Source organism: Cloacibacterium normanense (genome assembly GCF_002943105.1).
GTDB lineage: Bacteria > Bacteroidota > Bacteroidia > Flavobacteriales > Weeksellaceae > Cloacibacterium.
The window spans coordinates 78737-103236 of sequence record NZ_PTPZ01000001.1 but is presented as its reverse complement, the minus strand read 5'-3'; the positions used below and the strand labels follow the sequence as shown (position 1 = coordinate 103236).

Sequence of the window (24500 nt, the reverse complement as noted above, 5' to 3'; positions counted from 1 at the left end):
GGTTATTGCGTAACGATTTGTACTGTGTTTTTTGAAATTTGTTCTAAAAGGATTTTTTTGTCAGCATAGAAATTAGAAAGCTCGTCCATATTGGCATTTCTTACCGTGTAGAGCGAAACATTTTTCACTACATCTGTACTGAATTGTTGAGTCAAGGATTGATTAACCTCATCAATTTTCCCAAATTTATCTTCCAGACAAAGCGCCAAAGAAATCGCAGAGTTCTGCATCATAGAAACTTTGATTTTATGTTTTGCCAAAAGATTAAAAATCTGACTGATATGGTCTTCTGCAATGAAAGAAAAGTCTCTCGTAGAAATGTTCATTAACACTTGATTTTCTTTCAAAATATAACTTTCTTCGCTTTGGTTTACATCAGAATTTCCTACTTTAGTTCCTGGTTTTTCTGGCTCAACAAAAGATTTCACATAAAAAGGAATGTGCTTTTGTTTCAGCGGTTGTAAGGTTTTCGGGTGAATTACCGAAGCTCCGTAATATGCCATTTCTATGGCTTCTTCGTAAGAAATATTAGAAAGCAAGGTTACGTTTTCAAATTTTCTAGGGTCACCTGTCATCACACCCGGAACATCTTTCCAAATGGTCATGGCTTCTGCATTTAAACAATACGCAAATATCGCCGCAGAGTAATCTGAACCTTCTCTTCCCAAAGTTACAGTAAAATTATTGGCTTCTGAACCGATGAAACCTTGTGTAACATAGGATTGATTCTGGTCTAGATTGCTGATGTTTTTCTCGGTTTCTTGCCAGTTCACTACGCCTTCTCTGTACGTATCATCTGTTTTAATGTAATCTCTAGCATCTAACCAAGAATTGCTAAAATTAATATCATTAAGGTACTCACTGAGAATTTTAGACGAAATCATTTCACCACAACTCACCACTTGATCATACACAAAATTGTAATTTGGCGATTTATTTCTTCTCAAAAAAGCTTCTAAATCATCAAAAAACAAAGCTACTTCGCCAAAAATTATATGATTTTCGGCAAAAAGACCTTTGGTAATTTCTAAGTGAGATTGTTTTATTTTTTCTACCTCATTTTGGTAATCTTCCTTCTTAAAATAGTATTCTACTACTTTTTCTAATGCGTTGGTAGTTTTTCCCATGGCAGAAACTACTAATAGGCATTTTTCAAAACCTTGCGAATTTAACACTTTCGCTACATTCTTTACACTCTCCGCATCTTTTACTGATGCTCCTCCGAATTTAAAAATTTTCATCTTCTTTTATCTAAAATCAATTCAAACCTTCAAATTTATTAAATTATTTCCATATGAATCAATTGAATATTTTTTGGGAAATATGACTAAAAATTACGAAATTTACAAACAAGCAAATACCAAAAAAATGTCTGAACAAACTTTTCAAACTTTAGGTGAATTTATCATTGACAAACAAGACGATTTTAAATATTCTACGGGGGAACTCTCTAGACTTTTGAGCGCCATCAGATTGGCTTCTAAAGTAGTAAATAGAGAAGTAAACAAGGCGGGAATCGCAGAAATCATCGGTCATGCCGGAAACCAGAATGTACAAGGTGAAGACCAACAAAAACTAGATGTTTTAGCCAATAATCTTTTTATAGAAGCCCTTTCTCAGCGTGAAGTAGTCTGCGGAATTGCCTCTGAAGAAAGTGATGATTTTATAGAAATTAAAGCGACAAGTAACGCTCACCTTAATAAATATGTGGTTTTGATTGATCCACTAGATGGTTCATCTAATATTGATGTAAATGTTTCAGTAGGAACCATTTTCTCTATCTACAGACGTGTTACGGAGCCTGGAACACCTGTTCAACTGAAAGATTTTTTACAAAAAGGCGTAAAACAAGTTGCAGCAGGTTATGTAGTTTACGGAAGTTCTACCATGATTGTATACACTACAGGAAATGGTGTGAATGGATTCACTTTAGACCCATCTATTGGTACGTATTACCTTTCTCACCCGAATATGAAATTCCCAACAATGGGAAAAATTTATTCCATTAACGAAGGGAATTACATTAAATTCCCTCAAGGTGTGAAAGATTACATTAAGTATTGTCAGTTAGAAGAAGGAGACAGACCTTATACTTCTCGATATATTGGTTCATTGGTTTCAGATTTTCACAGAAATATGATTAAAGGAGGAATTTACATCTATCCTTCTACGTCGCAATCTCCAAAAGGAAAACTGAGACTATTATATGAATGTAATCCAATGGCATTATTAGCAGAACAAGCTGGCGGAAAAGCTAGTGATGGCTACAGAAGAATTCTAGAAATAGAACCTACAGAATTGCACCAAAGAGTACCTTTCTTCTGCGGAAGTGCTGCAATGGTAACCAAAGCCGAAGAATTTATGGCAAAAGCTTTAAAACCTTAGAAATTTATAAAATTGCTTATTATAAAATCGTAAAGTCTCTCTTGATTTTACGATTTTTTTATTATTTTTATATCAAAATATCATCATGATTCTCACTTTTTTGTCCTTGTCTATTCTACACTTGGTTTTCGTTTTGTTCATTATTCTTTTACCTTCTGTTTTATGGATTTTTGCCATTATTGACATTTTAAAAAGTAACTTTAAGGATTCTACCAATAAAATTATTTGGGTTTTAATTGTACTTTTGTTGCCCGTTTTAGGCTCTATTCTGTATTTTATTTTTGGAGGCCAACAAAAAACAAATTAAATGAACGCTCAATTTACCCAACATAACCTCATCTTTAAACAAGCGAGTGGAACTTCTAGAGGAGTTCTTACCACTAAGGAAACTTATCTTTTAGAAATTTCTGAAAATGACAAAAAAGGAATTGGCGAATGTGCGATTTTCAGAGGATTAAGTTATGATGACGTACCTGATTATGAAGAAAAACTCACCTGGCTTTGCGAAAACATCCATTCAGATTTTGAAGTTTTAAAAAAAGAACTGCTGCATTATCCTTCTATTATTTTTGGATTAGAACAGGCTCTTCTTAACCTTCAGCATGGCAAAGATTTGTATTTTCCGAGTAATTTTACTGATGGTAAAGACTCCATTAAAATCAACGGATTAATTTGGATGGGAAATGCAGATTTTATGCAATCTCAAATTGAAGAAAAATTAGCAAAAGGTTTTGACTGTATTAAACTAAAAATAGGGGTAGATTGGAAATCTGAAAAAGAAATCATCAAAAAACTCAGAGAAAAATTCCCGAAAGAACAATTGGAACTAAGAGTAGATGCTAATGGTGCTTTTTCTTATGAAGAAGCTAGAATGGTTTTACAAGAATTAGCAGATTTAGGAATTCATTCGATTGAACAACCGATAAAGAAGTCCGAAGTCCGAAGTCCGAAGTCCGAAGAAAATTCAGAAAAAAATTCAATGGATTGCTGTGTTCCTTGGAATGAAATGGCTAAATTATGTACAGAAACACCTACTCCCATAGCTTTAGATGAGGAACTTATCGGCGTGATAGATTTTGAAGAGAAAAAGAAACTTTTAGAGACGATTAAACCACAATACATCATCCTAAAACCAGCTTTAGTGGGCGGATTTTCGGGTTCTGATGAATGGATTGTCCTTGCTGAAAGTTTAGGCATAGATTGGTGGATTACTTCTGCTTTAGAAAGCAATATTGGTTTGAACGCGATTTGTCAATACACTTACACCAAGAAAAATCCTTTACCTCAAGGATTGGGAACAGGCGCACTTTTCACGAATAATTTTGAAACTCATTTGCAATTAGAAGGCGACCAAATGTGGCATAAAAAAACGTCTTATTGCTAAGACGTTCATTTTTTCAGCGTTTAAATTTGTGTTTTCAGAATGTTTTCATGGTTGTTTCTACCGTGAACAAAGGTATAAAAGAAAACTTTACCATACCATTACACTTTTGTGTAATTTTACAGTTGCACCTGAAAGAGGAGATGCAGCCCTTTTTTAGAGGGTTTTATCTTAAAACTGCCTTCTATTGAATTCATTCTTCTCTCCATATTATATAAGCCATTTCCTGATTTCTTTTTGTTTTGGATTCCAATTCCATTATCAATAATTTCTAAGGTAAAAATATCTTGCTCTAAAAGAAAAAATACGCTAAGAGTTCTAGCCTGACTGTGTTTGTAAATATTATTTAAGGCTTCTTTGGCGCATAAAAAAAGATGTCTTCTGGTTTCTGCATTCAGTTGTTTATCAGGGTGGTCTACTTTTTTATCTATCTTAATCTCAATCTTTGTTTTTTTGAAAAAATTTTCGGAATAAATGGTCAAATACTGAATAAAATTGCCTAGAGTATCATTATTGGAATTAAGACTCCAGAGCATTTCTCTCATAGAAAGATTCATTTCTTCTGATGTTTTAAGTAAATCATTAATATCTTCTTTCAGGTGTTGTTCGTTTATTTTTTGTTTTAAAAATTCTGCTTGAAGTTTTAGCGCAGAGATTCCCGCACCTAAATCATCATGCATATCATGAGAGATTCTTTCCCTTTCTTCTTGAATTTTCTTTTGTATTTCTAATTCTTTTTCTAGAATTTGGTTTCGATATTCTATTTTTTGGAGCAATTTTTCTTTGATAAAAACCATTTGTTTCTTTCTATATACCATAACTACTAAAATAACAAACCCTACAAACATTAGTAAAATAACGATTGCAAAGATTAAAACTAATAAAACGGCATCTGGCAAATGTCTAATCAAAACGTACTATTTTATGAATTATGCTATCTTTTTTTTGTTTATTACCCTTAGACCTTGTATGAAAAAAAGATACATGGTAATGTTTGCTATATTGAACAAATAGGCTATAATGGAAAAAATATCTCTATCATAATCATAGAGCCACTGATTAAGAAATAGTCTAAACAAAGCGAAAACACTCCAAATAATTAAAGCTACGCTTACCCAAAAAGCTTGTTTTTGGGTAATGTTTTCTTCATCAATATGGTTAATAATATATAGCAACCATTGTAAACTAATAAGAAGAAAAAATAGAACTAAAGCTACAAATATTCGGGTATCTATCTTAATAATAGGCGTCTCTAATTGTATATAAGTTATTACCAACATGGTAAGAAACGAAATCCCGTAAAGAAAATATTTATTTATACTATTTTGGTAATCTACCAAAAAAAAATAACTAAAATATACAATAGATAAAACATTAAAAGGCATAAACAAATAGAACTGATCTATTTGAAAAGCCTGTCTGATATAAATCCCTAAAACATCTACGAAAAAAACTGCAATAAGGTATATATACATAAACCTTTGTTTATGAGTATAACCTTTTTTGAGCCACAGATAAATAGAATATGACATTGCTGTAAAAATTACAACACCATAAATGAAAGATAAAATTTTGAATAACATACTATTAAGGGCAATCTTGAGGACAAAAATGATTTAAATCAAAGCCAGACAAACTTTCTACATCTCCGCCTTCAGGATTTTGGCAGTCTGTAATAAAGGTCATTTGCCCCACACTTTCATCTGTATATAATTTTAATTTTTTTCTAAGTATACTTGATTCTGTCTTGGAGAGAATAGATTCATAATTAACCCACTGAGCTAGAGTAATTTTAAAGTTTTTTACATTCTTCTTTGTCATCGCTCTATTTTTATAAGCCAGCAGTTCATCTTTCATCATTTTCACTCTAAGAGTGTTTCCTTGCGTACCCTTCACTACTTTGTCAATATGAGGTTTTATGTTATTTATATAATCATTCTCCATAATTTCATAATCCTTTCCATCAATTTCTATGGTTTGCTTTACATCTAACATTGCATAGGCTCTTCCAGTAATGTTTTTACCAGATTTATCCATATAATAATATAGCATATAGAGTTCCCCATCAAATTGAGCCAACTCTTGATATTGATTAGGAAACTTATCTTTATTAAACTGTACAAAACTAAATGCTACTCTATCTGCACCAGCAGGAATCTGTTCAATCATTTGCAAATAATTTTCTTTATTTACTTTAAAAGATTTCTCATTTTTAGCATTTAATTTTTTAAGAATTTTGTAGGTTTCCTTATCAAAACTGTGACGCATAGCAGAATCTAATTTCGCAGGCATAGGAACATGAGCAAGTAATACATCCTCTTTTGGTAACTGTTTTTTATCTACACAAGCTATTAAAAATAAACAAAGCAAAAGACCTGCTAACCATGGAAATTTAATTAATTTTTTCATACTGAGTTATAAGAAATTATTATAAGTTTTTAAGAATATTTATGGCTTCAACTTTATTATTCACATGAAGTTTTTTGTAAATATTGCTCACATGTTTTTTTATAGTATCTATGGTCACTTGTTTTATTTCTGCGATTTCTTTATACAAATAGCCTTTTGCCAAGAGTTCTAAAATTTCAAATTCGGATTTTGACAAATCGTTCAGTTGTTGATTCACAATTGTTTTTTCTTCTCTAAAATATTGTAAAACTCTTTTTGCAACTCCAAAACTCATCGGTGCGCCACCTTGGTAAACATCTTTTATGGAAGCAATAATTTTATCCATCGTTTCTCCTTTGATAAGATAGCCAGAAGCTCCTGTTTTTAGCGCATCATAAATATGCGCATCATCTTCAAAACTGGTACACATTATAAATTTGGTTTCTGACATATTATCTATAACTCTAGAAACCACTTCTATACCGCTCATATCAGGAAGTTTAATATCCATCAAAACCACATCCGGTTTTATCTTATTTAACAAAGCTAATGATTCTGCTCCTGAATATAATTGAGCTACACAGTCCAATTCTGAATCGTTGTCAATAATTTTTTTAAGAGCATTATTATAATGCTTTTCATCTTCTACTACGGCAACTTTAATAGACATTTTTAAAGAATTTAAGGGAAAATTTTTAGTTAAAAGCTTAATTTTTAAGTTAAATAACTCCAATTAAGAAATAAAAATAATATTTTTTATTGAGATATCTCAACATAATTACTAAAATTGTTTTAAATAACTTGAAAAACTAATAAATACAACTTTTTACTATAATTAAAGCAGATTATCATATTCAGAAGCCTAATAATTTTTCTTAAATTTGCATGATTCAAGAACTGATTATGGAAGAAGAAAAAAAACCGCTCAATTTTATTGAACAAATCATCGAAAATGATTTAGAAAATGGTTTAGATAAATCTAAATTGCGTTTTAGATTTCCACCAGAACCTAATGGTTATTTACACGTAGGACATACCAAAGCTATTTGCATTAACTTCGGTTTAGGAGAAAAATATGGTGCTCCTGTTAATTTACGATTTGACGACACTAATCCCGAAAAAGAAGAGCAAGAATTCGTAGATGCCATCAAAGAAGATATTAAATGGTTAGGTTTCAAATACGACCAAGAGTTGTATGCTTCTGATTACTTCCAGCAGTTGTATGATTGGGCTGTAGAAATGATTAAACAAGGAAAAGCCTATGTAGATGAGCAACCTTCTGAAGTGATTACAGAACAAAGAAAAAATCCTACCGAAGCAGGAATAGAATCTCCATACAGAAATAGACCTATAGAAGAATCTCTAGATTTATTCGAAAGAATGAAAAACGGAGAATTCGAAGAAGGTGCAATGTCTCTAAGAGCTAAAATAGACATGACTTCACCGAATATGAACATGCGTGACCCTGTTATGTACAGAATTCTGAAAAGACCACACCACAGAACTGGTGAAAAATGGAAAATCTATCCTATGTATGATTGGGCTCATGGTGAATCTGATTATTTAGAGCAAATTTCACATTCCCTTTGTTCATTAGAATTCGAAAATCACAGACCTCTTTATGATTGGTATTTAGACCAAGTTTATGAAGATGGAAAAGTAAGAAATAAACAAAGAGAATTTGCGAGAATGAACGTTACTTACATGGTAACTTCTAAACGTAAATTACAAAGATTAGTAGCAGAAGGTGTGGTAACAGGCTGGGATGATCCTAGAATGCCTACGATTTCTGGGATGAGAAGATTGGGTTACACTCCGAAATCCATCAGAGAATTTATTGACAGAGTGGGCGTTGCAAAACGCGAAAACCTCATCAATGTTCAGTTGCTAGAATTCTGCGTAAGAGAAGATCTCAACAAAGTTTCTACCCGAGTAATGTCTGTGGTAAATCCTGTAAAACTTATCATCGAAAATTATCCTGAAGATAAAGAAGAATGGCTAGAAACAGAAAACAATCCTGAAGATGAAAACGCAGGAACTAGAGAAGTGCCTTTCAGCAGAGAACTTTACATCGAAAGAGAGGATTTCATGGAAGAAGCTCCGAAAAAATTCTTCAGATTAACGATTGGTGGAGAAGTAAGACTAAAATCTGCTTACATTATTAAAGCCAACAGAGTAGAAAAAGATGAGAATAGCGAAATCACTACTATCTACGCTACTTATGACGAAGAATCTAAATCTGGAAGCGGAACTGAGGCAAGTATGAGAAAAGTAAAAGGAACGCTTCATTGGGTTTCGGCAAAACATGCTTTACCAATTGAAGTAAGAATCTATGACAGATTATTTACTCACGAACAACCAGATGCAGAAAAGGAAACAGATTTCATGGAATTTGTAAACAAAGATTCTCTGAAAAAAGTTCAAGGTTTTGCTGAGCCAAGCCTTAAAAATGCAAAAGTTGGAGACCATTATCAATTCCAAAGAATTGGTTATTATACTCTAGACAAAGATTCTACAGAAAATAAATTAATTTTCAATAGAACAGTAACACTTAAAGACAGTTTTAAACTAGAGCAATAAAAAAGAAAGCTTCATCATAAGATGAAGCTTTTTTATTAATTTTTATTCTTAAGATAAATCCATCCTTTATAAATTCTCTCGTCTCCAGCTGTTAAAACAAACCAATAAGCATCTGAATTTAATACTCTAGAATTTGCTTTTCCGTCCCATTTAAATTCTGTATTACTTATCTGTTTGTAAACCATATTCCCGTATTTATCAAAAATCTGCAAGGTAGAATTATTGTTGAAAACATCTAACCCAGATAGCACCCAATAATCATTAATTCCATCGCCATTTGGTGTAAACGCGTTTTGCAAAATAAAAATCTTACCTTTAATCGAATCACCATAACAATCTGAATCAGCATATTTTACGTAAAAAGTATATTCACCTACCTTTAAATTGTAGAATACATTACTGTCTTGCCAATGAATTAAATCTAAAGAATAAACAATTTTTCTTCCGGGTATTCCCTCAGCTTTTATGGTGTAATAATCATTTTTACCTGTTAAAGATATAATTTTGGGAGTGTCTTTATTAATTATTTTAAAACTTGTAGTATAGGTACAATTAGAAGAATTGGTTAGTGTTAAAACATAAGTACCTAAGGTTTTAATATTTGTTAAATCTTTTTTGTCTGCTCCTTCTATCATCGTTCCATCTGGAAGTTTCCAACTATAGTATACAACATTTAATCCAGAAACATCTGGTACTATATCTATACCTACTATATCATTTTTGCAATAATACTGATCTTCTATTTTTACAATTGGAACTTCATTTAGCTTAAGGTCTATGGTATAAAAATCTGGACAGAAACCTTCCTGAAAAACTTTCACATATATAATAGAATTTCCGGTAGTTTCATCAAAAATATGGGCTCTTGGATTCTGAATTTTATTTTGATCTAGCCATAAATCAGACTGTTTATCAAAATATTCATAAGTAAAAGATGAGCTAAAATTATTCTCAAAAATGGTGAGGTCTATTTGTTCTTTTTTGTCATTATTTGTATCACAAATGTTATGTAAATTAAAATGTTTTTTATCAAGATTTAAAGCATTTCCTCTTTTGAATATAATTTCTGCTGAGCTTCCACAATTAGGTAAATTTTCTACATATACCCAAATTTTAGAAATATTAGCCTCGACTATAAAATTTTCTGGGTTTGTAATTTCTTTTCCAGCAACATTAATATCGGCAAATTCTTTATAAAATTTAAATTTATTGTCCTCATTAGGATATTGAACCATACTATCTTTATATGCAAGCAGATTTACATCATACTTTTCGTCTAAATTATTGTCACAAATAGTAATTTCTGAATTTATAGTTTTAGGCGGAAGGACAAATAATAAATTAATTGGAGCTACGGAATAACATCCGTATGATTTTGATTGGAATCTGGCATAAACATAAGCATTGGCAGCGGAAGATATATAAGAGTTAGGCGCAGAAATTTTCCCTGCCGAAGTTCCTTGATTTGCAAAATTTTCGTTTACGTAATAAGTAATATCAAAATCTGAGAACGGAATCTCATTCTTTCCTTGGTCAAATATTTGAGAAACCACCTCTTCTAGATTGAAGGTTTCGCTGGCAGTAAAATCTTCGTTACATATTTTTAAAATGGCGTTTGGAGATAGATTTATTAAGTAATTAATGACCTTAATTCTTACTTTAACTTTTGCTACAGAAAAACAATCGGAGTTTTTATATTTAACTTTCACATAAAGGATATCTCCATCTTGAACTTCTGCATTTAGAGGGTCTAAATATGGATCTGAAAAGGTGGCGTTTTGGATATTATAGCTTTTAAAATAAGAAAACTCTACTTGTTCATTATTTACATTAATTTGAGCATCTAATTCTGTGAGGTCTATATTTTCCTTTCCATCAGCATTATTGTCACAATAAATGGGAAATTCTTTTTCAATTTCGGCAACAATATTTGGAGTAGATACTAAAGTGAAAGTAATAGGGACTACTTTTACACAATCTGACAGACTTATTCTAGCATACACTGTAGAACTCGAAGTAAGATCAATTACTCTTAAGAAAGATGTTGCGTTATTATCTGCTTCTAAGTGCGTGCTATAAAATAAAACTTTAGTTCCACTTTGACTATTGACATCACGAGTATACTTGCTTAATGTAATTTTTTCTAAACCATCATTTCCAGAATCACAGATCTCAAATTTATCTTTATTTACAGTTAGTTTTACAAGAACTATTCTTATTCTTTTTATAGTATAACAATCTCCATTGCTAAACCTTGCATAATAATTCTTGGTAATATAATCACCATCATCGGTTATTAGCTGAATAGAATTAATCTCTCTAGATGGTAAATTACTTTGTGCATAACTAAAGCTTCCAAAAAAAAGTAACATTTTCTCCAGAAGGATTTTTTAACATGTCATTATAATAATCCGTTAGATTTATTGTTATATCCGCTGTACCATCAAAACATATATAATCTACAGTTTCTACTGCCTCAATTGACTTAAAAGAGACATTCATACTAACCTCGGCAATTGAGAAACAGCCAGAATTACTTTGTACTCTAGCATACACCCTATAATTTCCTTCCTTAATTTGAGTAAGTCCTAACTGATTAGGTAACGCAGTGAATGCCTCTTGATAAGAATTAAAAACTCTTATAGACATTCCTGGTTCTGTAGTTAAATTATTTTTTAAGTTTTCTGCCCAATTAAAATTTTCTACTCCATCATCATTATTGTCACACATTTCAACATCTAGTGAAGCATTAGTTACAATAGGAGCTGAGTTAAATCTAATTTCTATTGGTCCTAAAACATTTACACATTCCCCTTGAATAAGTCTTATATAGAACTGGGTTCCATTAGTTAAATTATAATTTGTAATTACATTTTGATTATTGGCAGCATTATTATAAGATGTGAAATAAGAAACTGTTCCTTGATAATTTGTTCCTACTAATTGTGAATTTAAATTACTTAATAAAAAATTGTTTTCTACTCCATCATTAGCAATATCACATATTACTGGCTGGTAATTGTAAATATTCTGAGAAAGAAACGATAGATTAGCTACTTTTTTACAATTAGCCTCATTCTTATTAGAAACTGTAACTTTAATATTTCGATTAGACGATATTGTAAATGGTGTAGTTTCATTTAGAATTTGGTTGGTTACTGCATCCTTAAACTCGAAGTTAAAAAAAGAAATATCCCCTGTCACAATAGAGCTTTTATAATCTGCCAAAATTACTTGCTCATTACTATTACAAAATATTTTACTGTAATCTTTCACAAGAGGATAATCTGCAGAAAAATTAACATTTATGTTATCAGAATAGATTATTTTTTCATTATTACAATTGGTGTAAATGATATCTACTTTATATGTTTCATTTTTGGTAGGACAAACCGTCAGATTTTTATTCGTTCCTATAATATTACCATTACTATAATACCAAATAATATCTGGCGTTAAAGAATCAGCATTTGGGCTAAATAGCCAAGCCTCATTTTGTGCAGACCAAATCCCTGTATTTCTTCCGGGCGCAGCCATTCCTAAATCTCCTGTAGCATCATTAATCCCTATAACTGCATTTTTAAATTTTGTAAGATCACATGCAAGGGCTTTATTTTCTACAAAAATTTCAATATTATTACTTCCCTCGGATAAAACAATTTGTGAGGTTGAAGTCTCTGAATCACAACCAGAAATTCTACCATTTTTAAAATTAACTACAAATTTTCTAAAAGGAGCTGATCCAATTACAGCATAGTTAATTTCAGAACCATTTGCTTGAGAAAAAAACATATCATGTAAGACTCCAAAAACAGATTCTTTAGGTAAATTTTAATTAGGTAAAGGAGCAGAAAAATTGGCGCCATTAGCTTGATAAGCTTGATAAGTATCAAAACTTATCATTCCATTAGAACCGATTACTAATTGGGTATAAGTCTGACCATAAAAACAAAATTTAAATGGCAAATCAATTATTCCCGAGAAAGAATCATCTAGATCGCCTGCTAATATAGTTTTATTAACTACAGAGTAAGGAGTATAATTAATAGATGATACACTATAATTATCTGTTTGCTTAAAAGAAGGGTAATTAGCGCTAAGCGCCACACAATTGCCGTTAATTAGTGGATAGTTACAATTTATTAAAACTTCCTTTTCATTTTTAGCATCGGAAATAAAAAAATCTGAAGTAGTCTGGGATTTAAAAAGATTAAAAGAAATTACAAAAAAGGCAAGTAAAAGGCTATAGTTTTTTTTAGATTTCATGACGACCTATTTTCGGGGCAAAATTAGCGAATTTTAGCCGAAAGAATACAAAAAAATTAACTTATGTTAATTTTTCATTAATAACAGAAATTCTTTATTAAGTATCTATCATTTTAAGTTGATAGTTATCATTAAGTGATTAAAAATTAAAATATTAACAAAAAAAACTTCAGATAATATCAAACCTAAATTTGTTAAAAACATTTTAATTTCTATTTTTGAGGAGAATCCATCCTTTATAAACCCTCTGATCTCCTGCTGTGATGACAAACCAATACGCATCCGTATTTAAACTTCTTGATTGCATCTTGCCATCCCATTTAAACTCTTTATTAGTCACTTGCTGATATACTAAGTTTCCAAACTTATCAAACACTTGTAAAGTAGAATTATCATTAAACACATCTAATCCTGTGAGCACCCAATAATCATTTATGCCATCTCCATTTGGAGTAAGAGTGTTTTGGAATGTAAAAATTTTACCTTTTCTCACATCGCTATAACAATCAGAGTCTGCATATTTTACATAGAAATTATATTCCCCTGCTTTTAAGTTATAAAAGATATTACTGTCTTGCCAGTTAATTAAATCCTTGGAGTAAACAATTTTTCTTCCCGAAGTTCCTTCGGCTTTTATAATGTAATAATCATCTTGTCCTGTTAATGATATGATTTCTGGTGTATCTATATTGAGTATTTTAAAACTTGTAGTATAGGTACAATTTGAAGAATTGGTTAATGTTAAGGTATAAGTTCCTACTGTTTTTAATCCTGTAAGATAATTTTTATCAGCCCCTTCTACTATTGTTCCATCTGGAAACTTCCAAAAATAATAAATAGTATTTAACCCTGAAAAATCTGGTTTTATTTTTAATCCTACTAAATCATTTTTACAATAGTAATAGTCTGGTAAGCTAATAATAGGTGTTTTATTTAAATGAACATTTATGGTATAAAAACTCGGGCAAAGACCATCTTGAGAAACTTTTACAAAGAATGTAGAAATGCCTTTAGTTTCATCAAAAGAATAGGCGGTGGGATTTAGTATTTTATTCTGATTCTGCCACATATCACTGTTTTTCTCAAAATATTCGTAGGTATATGAAGAACTAAAATTATTTTCAAAAATTGTGAGATTTATTTGCTCCTTTTTATCATTACTTGTATCACAAATATTATCGATAGAGAATTGGTTTTGACTTAAAGTCAAAACATTTCCTTTTTTAAAATTTATTTCTGCAATGCTTCCACAATTAGTTAAATTTTCTATATAAACCCAAATTTTAGAAATGTAAGGATTGAGCACAAAATTTTCAGGATTTTTTATTTCCTTTCCTGGAATACGGATATCCTCAGTACTTAAATAAAATTTATATACATTATTTACATCTGGATTTTGAACCATAGAAGCCTTATAATTTAGAAGATTCACATCATAATACCCATCCAAGTTATTATCACAAATAGAAATGACAGAATTTTTTGCTTTTGTAGGGAAGTAAGATAATAAATTAATTGGAGCCACAGAATAGCAACCGTAGGTTTTTGATTGAAATCGTACATAAACAAAAGCATTTGCAGTATGGATATGATATAAAGAATTTATTTTGCCTACCGTTGTTCCTACATTTGCATCATCTTCACTTTCATAATAAGAAATAATAAGGTCTGATAGAGGAATAAAGTTTAAGTTTTGGTTATATAATTGAGGGGTAGATTCTGTTAAATCAAAATATTCTCCAAAATTAAAATCATCATCACAAGCTTTTAAAGTAACTGTTTTAGAGAGTTTTATCGTAGGGAGATAATCTATATTGATAATAATTTTTGATACTGAAAAACAATCAGAATTTTTATATTTTACTTTTACATAAACTATACTTCCATCTTGTACTTCAATATTAGAAATATTAGAATAGGGATTAGAGAATGTATTATTTAGAGGATTGTATGTTTTGTAATAAGTAAAATCTACCAATTCATTATTTAAATTTATTTCAGCGGCATAAGAACTTAAATCTATATTTTCTTTTCCATCTGCGTTATTATCACAAATGTCTTTAAGGTTTATTGTTAACTCATAAAGAACATCTGGAGTTTTCACTAAGGTAAAAGTAACAGGTATGATAAGTAAACAAGTTCTTATAGTAATTCTTGCATAAACCATTTGGCTAGAAGTTACATTAAGAGATTTAATATCTGTTCCTGAGACATTAGCTATCGCTTGTGCTTCTGTATTAAAATATAAAACTTTTGAACCACTTTGATTATTGACAAGTCTTGCATAAGCACTTAAAGTAACAGTTTCCAAGTTATCATTCTTAAAATCACAAACATTAAACTGATCTTTATTTTTCACTAAATGAACCAGATAAATTTTTATGGGCTTTATAACATAACAATTATCTCCATTATTAAATCTTACATAAAAAGTTTTAAGAATGAAATTTCCATCATCTTTAATAATCTGATTAGGAGAAAGCATATTTGCTGGCAAATTATCTACCGCATCTTGATTACTCGCAAAAAAGAAAGGCCCAGATATGTTACTGGAAGGACTTATTAGCATTTTATTTGCAATGTCCAAAAGATCTACTTCTATATCTTCTATACCATCAAAACAAATATAAGTATCTACCTCTCTAAGTTTTATTGTTCCAAAAACTACGTCCATATTGATTTCTGCAATTGAAAAACAACCACCAGAAAACTCTACTCTGGCGTAGACTTTATACTTTCCTTCTACTATTTTAGTAAGACCTGACTGGTCTAAAGATGCATTCAGCGCCTCATCGTATGTATTAAAAACTCGAATAGTAACTCCTTGCTCTGTAGTGACTTTATCTTTTAAAAAATTTGCCCAGTCAAAATCTTCTACTCCATCATTATTGAAATCACAAATTTCTACTTTAAGTTCTAGTGGTGATATGACCTGAGGTGGGGAAGTAAAATTAATACTTATCGGACCAAAAACATTGCTACAATTATTTTCTAAAAGTCTTACATAAAGCTGTGTTCCATTTGTTAAATCATATGTTGTAATAGAGTCTATATTGTCTACCGCATTCTTATATGATAAAAAATACGAAATTGTGCCTTGAAAATTTGTATGAACTAATTTTTCATTTAAATTACTTAACAAATAGCCATTTTCTTTTCCATCATTCCATAAATCACAAACCGGAATCTGAGTAGTAAGAATGTTTTGATGAAAAAACTGTAAAGAAAGATTGGTAGTTCTACTACAATTACTATTATCCTTATTCGAAATAATTACTCTAATATCTTTAGAGACATTAATCGTAAAAGGTGTATTTTCATCTAACACTTCATTAGTTATTTCATCTATAAATTCAAAATTAAATTTTGAAATATCATTAGTGGTAAGAAATGCTTTATAGTCTGATAAAACAATTTTCACTCTATTATTACATATCGTTTTAATATACTCTTCTACAGTAGGATAATCTGAAGAAAACTTGAGATTAATCTCATCTGTGAAATTAAAACTTTCCCCATTACATATGGAATAAATAAAATCTAATTTATAATTTGTATCTTTTGTAGGACAAACTATTTGGTCTTTAGATGTACCAATTAAATTCCCATTTGCATCATACCAAGAAAAATTAGGCACTACATTTTCTCCATCAGGACTGAATAGCCAAGCTTCATTTTTGGCTTCCCATAAACCAGTATTTCTGTTGGGAGCTGCCATTCCAGAATTTCCTAATTCATCATTTATTCCTATAAGAGAGTTTTTAAACTGTGCCAATTCACAAGGAAGAGGTTTATTTTCCACGAAAACCTCTATATTATTACTTCCTTCTGAGAGTACTATTTGTGAAGTAGATGTTAAATCATCACATCCAGACATTCTCCCTTTATAAAAATTAATTACAAATTTTCTAAAAGGCGCATTGCCAATTACCGAATAATTAATTTCCGAATCATCTGATAAAGAAAAATACATATCGTGTAATACTCCAAAAATTGTAGCTTTGGGCAAACTTGAACTCGGTAAAGCCTCAGATATATTAGGTGCATTTGCTTGATTTGCTTGGTTGATATCAAAACTTATCATTCCATTAGAACCTATTACTAACTTATTATAAGCTTGACCATAAAAACAAAACTTAAATGGTAAATTAATAATTCCTGAGAAAGAATCGTCTAGATTATCTTTTACAACTACTTTATTAGTAACTGAATATGGTGTATAATTAATAGAAGATACAGCGTATTTATTAGTAAGCTTAAAAGAAGGGTAATTAGCTTTCAAAAGAACACAATTATTGCTCACGAAAGGATAATTACAATCGATAACAACATTTTGTTCATTTCTAGTGTCTGATATATAAAAATCGGATTGATTCTGAGATTTAAAAAAACCAATACTAGACAACAAAATTGTAATAACAGATATAAAATGACATCTAAATCTCATTAAAGTTCATTTATATCCAAATATAATAAATTATAGTTACAAAATCAATAAAAAAAACTGAGATTTTTCTCAGCTTTTCTATTTTCTTTCATAATATCTTGCTCCCACTAAAACTGGGCTTTCTTTTTCTACCTTTACCAATCCAAATCCTTTCCAATCTGGATTCACAGAAGTACTGAGTTTTTTTCTGTGGAGATTTTCATACGTATCAAAATCTATTGCTCTGCGCTGATTCAGCACTTCAAAAATATTCCATTTTTCTACCACAGATTTCCATTCGCGCCCTATTTTCCCAGCAAAAACTTTAGATTTACTTCCGCTTCCGTAGGCTAAAAACCCTAGTTCTTTTCCTGCTAATTCATCCCCATTTTCATAAGAAACTTGGAAAGCAGAAAGTAGCGCCATAAAAATAGAAGCGGTGTACATATTCCCAATTTCTGAACTTGCACGTTGCGTAATTTCTATTTTCTCAGCAACTAAATTTTTATATTCATCGGTTTGAGCGATGGCTTTAATATCTTCAGAAGTGGTGGTATTCATTCCGTTTTCTAAGCCAAAAATTTCAGTAAATAATCTCTTCCCGTGGAATGCATAAGGAAGGTGGAAAATCAGAAATCGCCAATTTTCATAAGGCTTTTCTCTTCCACTTTCTTCTTTGTAATGTTGGTAGGCTTCTCTAATTCTATCTTGGTAACATTGATTAGAATATTGACCATCAAAAACAGGTTCATCTGTAAAAATTTCTACTTTTTCGGCGAAACTGTCTGGTAAATTCTGTACCAAATTTTTAGTCGTTTCTCTTCTTGGTTTAAAGAAATCAAAAACACTTTCTGTAGCGACTCCAAATTTATTTTCAATTTCCAACAATGTAGGATTTGCCGAAACCAAAACTGCAACTGCACCACCACCTTGCGTATATTCTCCAGTAGAATCCAACTCATATTTCGCATAATCAGAAGCAATTACAATGGCTTTTTTCTCAGGATTCGCTCTTACAAAATCAAGAGAATTGTGCAGCGCATCTACAGCACCTACACACGCAAAAGTCATATCTACTACATCACAATTTTTGAAACATCTCGCTCCAAATTCTTTTTCTAGCTCTTTTTCTACCATTTGCATGGCATAAGTAGCGGTAGGTTTTGCAGCATCTAGCGCAGATTCTGTTCCTAGATAAATTCTAGAAATTTCTTTGGGATTAATTTTATAATCTTGTATGAGTTTTAAAAGTGCTTCTGCGGCAAAAGTGGCTGCGTCTTCGTGTACATCGGGAAAAGCCATCCTCTTCAGTCCTAAACCTTTTTCTAATTTTGCAGGTTCTATTCCTCTTTTTTCGGCTAAATCCTTAATTTCTAAATATAAACTTGGCACAAAAAAACTTGCCGCTTCGATTCCGATTTTCATCATAATTCCTCAATTTTTGTACGAATTTAACGAGTTGAAAATTCCTGACAAAAGAATTATACTAAGAATTTTGTTTTTTATTTTAAATCTAAATAATTTTTAACATCAAAAAAGCCCTTTTTACAAAAAATGTAAAAAGGGCTTTAATTTATCAGAACAAATTAATTAGTTACTGTAAGAAGTAATTGCTTTATTCAGCATTTCTATTTGAGTATTTAGACTAGTGCTTGAAGGATTTTCTCTGAACAGTTTCATCTTTCTTTCTAAACCTTTTTTCAGCATTTGCACAATCATCATTTTCGCTTGTACATTATCGCCAATTTGACTTTTCGCTTGTCCTAAAACTTTCGTAAGATTGTGTACTGCTTTGGTATTATCAGAATCCATAATCCAATTGAAACCTTCTTCTGCAGGTGCTGCTAATTTAGGATTTTGAAACCCAATAAAAGGATAAAACGCTACAAGAGATGCAATATTTGGCATTTGATTCGTGATTTTATTTTTTACAATCACTGGCAAAAGTGTCATCACTAAATCTTCCGAAGCGCTTTCTAAATCTATTTTTTCGGCATAATTTACTACTTTTTCAGGAGCAACTTGAGCAATTCCAGAAAGTGAATTTCCTTTCACCGAATTAGAAATTGCATTGATTCCTTTTTCAAATAATGGTAAATATTTAGGGTTTTTAGTTTTTGCTAAAACACCGATTGCAACTCCTTTTACCAAATTTTTCTCATCATTTTGCGCTAATTTTTCTACATCTGCCAAAAATGATTTTGGATCTTCTGGTAAACCTTCCAATGCTAACAATCTATTTCTGTAAAACTTATCTTTCAAAGCTGCTGCATATAATTTGTCTGCAAATGGATTTTTAGAAACTTGGTCTTTTGCTTCTTCTATAGCCGTGTATTTGCTGTACAAATCTTTAGCAGTAGTGTATTGTAAAAATAATTGCTCTGGTGTTTTGTCTTGTTTAATATCGCTCAGCAATAAACCTTCAGGATTTGCATTAATCAATTCAGGATTTTTAGTCACATCAAAAACGAAGTCATTTTTCGCTTTTGCCGTTACCCAAACTTCTTTTCTAGAAATTTTACCATTTTCTAAAACATCAATCGACAATGGAAACTCAAATTTTTCTTCTTGCGTTTGAGTAACATTTACGGTGACTTGTTTTTTCATCGGGTCAAAAGTAGATTTTACTTCTAACTTAGGATAACCTTTCCCGAAATACCATTGATTAAAGAACCAATTTAAATCTTTTCCCGAAACTTTTTCCAAAGAAAGTCTCAGTTGATGCGCTTCTCCAGTCCCATATTCATTGGTTTTAAGATAATCTGAAAGTCCAGCGAAAAATGCATCATCTCCCAAATAATTTCTTAACATGTGCAGAATTCCGCCTCCTTTATTATAAGAAACGCCATCAAACATGTCTTCTCTGCTTTCATAGTTGAATCTCACTAAATCTTTACCAAAATTTCTTGGGTCTGCTTTAGAATTTCTAAGAGATTTTAATCTTTTATAATCGGCTTCGTCTTTTCCGTACTTGTATTCGTTCCAAAGATATTCTGAATAATCTGCAAAACTCTCATTTACCGTAAGATTACTCCAACTTTCTGCGGTTACCAAATCTCCGAACCAATGGTGGAATAATTCGTGAGCAATTACATCTTCCCATTTGTTTTCGTCTGCTAAATCACCCGCTTTTTGCTGTGCAGATTCTTCGTGAATTACTGCAGTAGTATTTTCCATAGCACCAGAAACGTAATCTCTGCCTGCAATCTGTGCATATTTTTGCCAAGGAAAATCATAGTTTAATTTTTTAGAAAAGAACTCTATCATTTCTGGAGTATTCCCGAAAATTTGTTTTGCATACGGTTCGTATTCTTTTTCTACATAATAATCTACATCTATATTTCTCCATTTATCTTTAATCACGGCATATTCTCCCACTCCCATGAAAAATAAATACGGAGCGTGTTTTTTGTCCATTACCCAATGATCCGTTCTCAGGTTATCGCCTAAATTTTCAGAACTTTTTAAAATTCCGTTAGAAAGGGTTACATATTGTTTAGGAACCGTCATGTAAATTTCCTGTGTGGTTTTCTGATTAGGTTTATCTATAGTAGGAAACCAACAAGAAGAAGATTCTGTTTCGCCTTGAGTCCAGATTTGTGTAGGTTTATCTGCATCTTTTCCTTGAGCATTAATGAAATAAAGTCCTTTCGCATCATTAATGGCAACAGAACCTTTTTGTTTTACTTCATTTGGTCTCGCTACATATTTGATATAAACCGTATAATCTTGATTTTTTTGGTAAGTTTTATCCAAAGAAATTTTTAGAATATCTTCTTTATAATCATATTTCAAAGGAGTTCTTGCACCATTTTTTTCTAATGCCACCTCATTAATAATCATTCCTTTAGCATCTAAAACCAATTCATTAGAAGCATAAAAAAATGGAGAAGCGGTAATCCAAGCTTCGCCGTTCATTTGTTCTTTTTCAAAATTGAAATTCACACGCAATTTGGTGTGTTTCAACTCTGTAGATTTGGTATGAGTAGCTCTGTAAACACCAGTTCTGCCAGAAGTTTCGGTTTGAGCAAAAGTAAAATTGTCAGTAGAAAAAAGCCCTAAAAATAAGGCTGCAATGAGTAGTTTCTTCATTTTAAAATTTTGTATTTCGGTTAATTAGTCCCATTTATGTACTCTTTGTTACGTATAAAAACTTTGCCAAAGTTAAAATTATTCTCAAATTAACTTTGGCAAAATCCTAAAAAAAAATCAAAATTTACTCTCTAAATCTTAGAGGAAATAAATTTTGATTCTCAAATATTTAATGAATTATCTTTTAAATCGCAACTGGCGCTTTGATTCCAGGATATGGATTGTAATTTTCTAATGTAAAATCTTCAAAATCGAAATCAAATAAATCTTTAATTTCCGGGTTGAGTTTCATGGTTGGTAATGCTCTCGGTTCACGAGAAAGTTGCAATTTTACCTGCTCAAAATGGTTGTTGTAAATATGAACATCTCCGAAAGTATGCACATAATCACCTACTTCTAATCCACAAACTTGCGCCACCATCATACACAACAATGCATAACTCGCGATGTTAAAAGGAACGCCCAAAAATACATCAGCACTTCTTTGATACAATTGCAATGACAATTTTCCATCTGCTACATAAAACTGAAATAATGCGTGACAAGGCGCTAAAGCCATATTGGGAATTTCTGCTGCATTCCAAGCAGAAACGATGAGTCTTCTAGAATCTGGATTTTTCTTGATTTGCTCTACTACTTCTACGATTTGGTCTACCACTTTTCCATCTTTACCTTCCCAAGTTCTCCATTGTGCACCGTAAACTGGACCAAGATTTCCATTTTCGTCTGCCCATTCATTCCAAATGGAAACACCGTTATCTGTGAGATATTTGATGTTTGTATCGCCTTTTAAAAACCAAAGCAATTCATAAATAATAGATTTCAAATGTACTTTTTTGGTCGTTACCAGAGGAAAACCTTTAGACAAATCATATCGCAATTGGTAACCAAAAACACTTCTGGTTCCCGTTCCTGTCCTATCTGTTTTATCGGTTCCGTGGTCTAAAATATGTTGGAGTAAATCGAGGTAGTTTTGCATAATGGTTTCAATATTCTTGGTTCTAAGTTCTGAGTTGACTTCTACAAATTAATGAAATTTTTACCAAATATTTTTGATGAATTGAGTTAAGTTATTCACAATGAATGTTTCATCTTCTTTTTTACCATTCATCGCTTTTGCTAAAGGAGATTCTGCCGAAATGATGAATATTTTTTCTTGATTAAAACTCAATTCGCCTAAAGAAACGGCAATGAAAAATTTGCCTTTATCTGTTTCCACTAAACTTCCTAAATTGACGGTTTTATGAGAAATAGTCTGAATGTTTTTAAGAATCTGTTGAGATTTCAGTTGTTCATTCAGTTGAAGCTGAAGGTTATTAATTTCTTGCTGAAGCATTTCTCGGGAAGTTTCATACTTGTCTCCCATAGAACTTTTGGTATCATTGTTAGAAGCTCTGGTTTCGGCAATGAGTTGTTCTAATTTCTGAATTTTTTCAGAAATTTTTTGTTTTACCAGTTCTAAAAGTTCAGCTTTGTTCATAATATAATTTTTGACTAAAGTCTAAATGAATTATTTATTAAAAAGTCGGGCTAAAGCCCGACTCTATTGATTTTATTATCACATCAAACATCCATCTTCTGATATCTGACAAATTTTTATTTCTCAAAAACAATATGTTCCCATTTGTACATTTCAATGGTAGGTTTCGTATCAAAATCTGTGGTTAAACCAGAGAAAATACTTTTGAATTTTCCTTTTACCGTTTCGTCTAAAATCTGCACTTTCAAATGTTGTGCATCTGATAAATTAAGGATTACCAAAACTTCATCATTTCCATTTTTTCTAAGATAAGCAAGAACTTGATCTGGAGCGCTGGTTTTCAAAATTTGGGTAGTTGCTTGATCATCGCCACCTCTCAATGCAGGATTTTTAGATTTAAGCTCGAATAATTTTTTGTAGAAATTTTCTAATTTATTTTCGCCATTCCAAGGAATTGGGTCTTTCTCAAAAAATTCTAATCTCTTATTTAACAATGGTAATTCTTGACCGTTGTACATCAATGGGACTCCATTCCAAGTAGCAGAAAATACGGCTAATGTTTTTGCCATTTCTCCATACTTTTCATATTCTGTTCCGTTCCACGTATTTTCGTCATGATTGGTGGTAAACCAAGCTCTCATGCTTTTGTTTCCGATGGCAGAATATTGCGCCAATAGATTCGTTAAATCCGTAAGTGGTAATTTTTTCTGATAAAATTCTTTGGTCAAATGCATCCATTTCCAACTGTAACTCGCATCAAAAACTGTTGCATAATCTGGGTTGTCTAATTCATCATATTCTCCTAACCAAAAAAGTGGTTTTATGGTTTCAACTTCTGGTTTTGCTTGTTGCCAGAAATCTACTTCTACCCAAGAAGCTAAATCACATCTGAATCCATCAATATCCGTTTCTCTTACCCAATATTTCATGGCTTCAATCATGGCTTCACGCATTTTTGGGTTTTGATAATTTAGTTCTATGATATCATCCATTCCAGAAGCGATTTGGAAATCATTGGTTTTAGGATCCATCAAATAAAAATCTGGATGAGTTTTGGTCCAAACATGATCCCAACCAGTATGATTCGCCACCCAATCGATGATGACTTTAAAACCCATTTTATGAGCTTCATTTACTACACTTTTGAAATCTTCTAAAGTCCCAAATTCTGGATTGATAGAGGTATAATCTTGTGCAGCATATTGACTACCAAGTGTTCCTTTTTTATTTTTTTGAGCAATAGGTGTAATTGGCATAAACCAAAGTGTTTCTACGCCCATTTTTTTAAGTCTTGGTAATTCTTTTTCTACAGCTTTGAAGGTTCCTTCTTTAGAAAATTGTCTTACGTTTACTTCATAAATGTTGGTGGTGTGTTTCCAGTCAGTTGTCATTGTTTTCTGATTTTGTAAAGCACTGCAAGAGATTAGTGACAAGCCTAACATTGCAGATAAAAATAGCTTTTTCATAGTTGAAATTTTAGCGAAACAAATGTAGTGATTGTA

At 31.3% G+C, this 24500-nt stretch carries 18 protein-coding genes; 4 read left to right on the top strand and 14 right to left on the bottom strand.

Annotated elements, in window-relative coordinates:
- Window positions 1-2 precede the first annotated feature (2 nt).
- A complete protein-coding gene (locus C3729_RS00420) occupies window positions 3-1241 on the bottom strand; it encodes an aspartate kinase (RefSeq protein WP_104792336.1) in 1239 nt (412 codons plus the stop codon).
- A 127-nt stretch (window positions 1242-1368) separates the two neighbouring features.
- Here C3729_RS00420 and fbp point away from each other — a divergent pair, with 127 nt between their 5' ends.
- The 3 genes from fbp (at window position 1369) to C3729_RS00405 (ending at window position 3769) form a co-directional block, all read left to right on the top strand.
- Complete coding sequence (gene fbp, locus C3729_RS00415; RefSeq protein WP_104792774.1) at window positions 1369-2385, top strand: class 1 fructose-bisphosphatase; 1017 nt, start codon at window positions 1369-1371, stop codon at window positions 2383-2385.
- 85 nt (window positions 2386-2470) lie between these two features.
- Window positions 2471-2692 (top strand): PLDc N-terminal domain-containing protein, encoded by a 222-nt coding sequence (locus tag C3729_RS00410; protein WP_104792335.1) that lies wholly within the window; start codon window positions 2471-2473, stop codon window positions 2690-2692.
- Entirely contained in the window at window positions 2693-3769 is a 1077-nt protein-coding gene (locus C3729_RS00405) for an o-succinylbenzoate synthase (RefSeq protein ID WP_104792334.1), read from the top strand.
- Between the two features lie 116 nt (window positions 3770-3885).
- Here the strand turns inward: C3729_RS00405 and C3729_RS00400 are convergent, their stop codons facing one another.
- The 4 genes from C3729_RS00400 to C3729_RS00385 all read right to left on the bottom strand — a co-directional run bounded on the left by C3729_RS00400 (window position 3886) and on the right by C3729_RS00385 (window position 6824).
- Window positions 3886-4677 (bottom strand): sensor histidine kinase, encoded by a 792-nt coding sequence (locus C3729_RS00400; protein ID WP_260204280.1) that lies wholly within the window; start codon window positions 4675-4677, stop codon window positions 3886-3888.
- Window positions 4678-4695: 18 nt separating this feature from the next.
- Window positions 4696-5241, bottom strand: a complete 546-nt coding sequence (locus C3729_RS00395; protein WP_133159924.1) for a hypothetical protein — start codon at window positions 5239-5241, stop codon at window positions 4696-4698.
- A 112-nt stretch (window positions 5242-5353) separates the two neighbouring features.
- Window positions 5354-6175, bottom strand: coding sequence for a hypothetical protein (locus C3729_RS00390; protein WP_104792332.1), 822 nt, complete (start codon window positions 6173-6175; stop codon window positions 5354-5356).
- Window positions 6176-6194: 19 nt separating this feature from the next.
- Complete coding sequence (locus C3729_RS00385) at window positions 6195-6824, bottom strand: response regulator (protein WP_104792331.1); 630 nt, start codon at window positions 6822-6824, stop codon at window positions 6195-6197.
- A gap of 233 nt (window positions 6825-7057) precedes the next feature.
- Here C3729_RS00385 and C3729_RS00380 point away from each other — a divergent pair, with 233 nt between their 5' ends.
- Window positions 7058-8734, top strand: coding sequence for a glutamine--tRNA ligase/YqeY domain fusion protein (locus tag C3729_RS00380; RefSeq protein WP_104792330.1), 1677 nt, complete (start codon window positions 7058-7060; stop codon window positions 8732-8734).
- Between the two features lie 35 nt (window positions 8735-8769).
- Here the strand turns inward: C3729_RS00380 and C3729_RS00375 are convergent, their stop codons facing one another.
- The 9 genes from C3729_RS00375 to C3729_RS00335 all read right to left on the bottom strand — a co-directional run bounded on the left by C3729_RS00375 (window position 8770) and on the right by C3729_RS00335 (window position 24464).
- Complete coding sequence (locus C3729_RS00375) at window positions 8770-11106, bottom strand: T9SS type B sorting domain-containing protein (RefSeq protein WP_104792329.1); 2337 nt, start codon at window positions 11104-11106, stop codon at window positions 8770-8772.
- On the bottom strand, window positions 11081-12526 hold the full coding sequence (locus C3729_RS00370; RefSeq protein ID WP_104792328.1) for a hypothetical protein: 1446 nt from the start codon (window positions 12524-12526) through the stop codon (window positions 11081-11083). Before C3729_RS00370 ends, C3729_RS00375 begins: the two co-directional genes overlap by 26 nt.
- A gap of 39 nt (window positions 12527-12565) precedes the next feature.
- On the bottom strand, window positions 12566-13000 hold the full coding sequence (locus C3729_RS00365) for a hypothetical protein (protein ID WP_104792327.1): 435 nt from the start codon (window positions 12998-13000) through the stop codon (window positions 12566-12568).
- Between the two features lie 205 nt (window positions 13001-13205).
- Complete coding sequence (locus C3729_RS00360; protein ID WP_165785688.1) at window positions 13206-17084, bottom strand: T9SS type B sorting domain-containing protein; 3879 nt, start codon at window positions 17082-17084, stop codon at window positions 13206-13208.
- Between the two features lie 441 nt (window positions 17085-17525).
- Window positions 17526-18851: a hydroxymethylglutaryl-CoA synthase family protein gene (locus C3729_RS00355; protein ID WP_104792772.1), complete on the bottom strand. Its 1326-nt coding sequence runs from the start codon at window positions 18849-18851 to the stop codon at window positions 17526-17528.
- A 165-nt stretch (window positions 18852-19016) separates the two neighbouring features.
- Window positions 19017-21518 carry a M1 family metallopeptidase gene (locus tag C3729_RS00350; protein ID WP_104792325.1) on the bottom strand — a complete coding sequence of 834 codons (2502 nt, stop codon included), beginning with the start codon at window positions 21516-21518 and terminating at the stop codon, window positions 19017-19019.
- 184 nt (window positions 21519-21702) lie between these two features.
- Window positions 21703-22497 carry a thymidylate synthase gene (locus C3729_RS00345; protein ID WP_104792324.1) on the bottom strand — a complete coding sequence of 265 codons (795 nt, stop codon included), beginning with the start codon at window positions 22495-22497 and terminating at the stop codon, window positions 21703-21705.
- A 60-nt stretch (window positions 22498-22557) separates the two neighbouring features.
- Window positions 22558-22998, bottom strand: coding sequence for a hypothetical protein (locus tag C3729_RS00340; RefSeq protein WP_104792323.1), 441 nt, complete (start codon window positions 22996-22998; stop codon window positions 22558-22560).
- Window positions 22999-23114: 116 nt separating this feature from the next.
- Window positions 23115-24464 (bottom strand): alpha-amylase family glycosyl hydrolase, encoded by a 1350-nt coding sequence (locus C3729_RS00335; protein ID WP_104792322.1) that lies wholly within the window; start codon window positions 24462-24464, stop codon window positions 23115-23117.
- Between the last annotated feature and the right edge of the window lie 36 nt (window positions 24465-24500).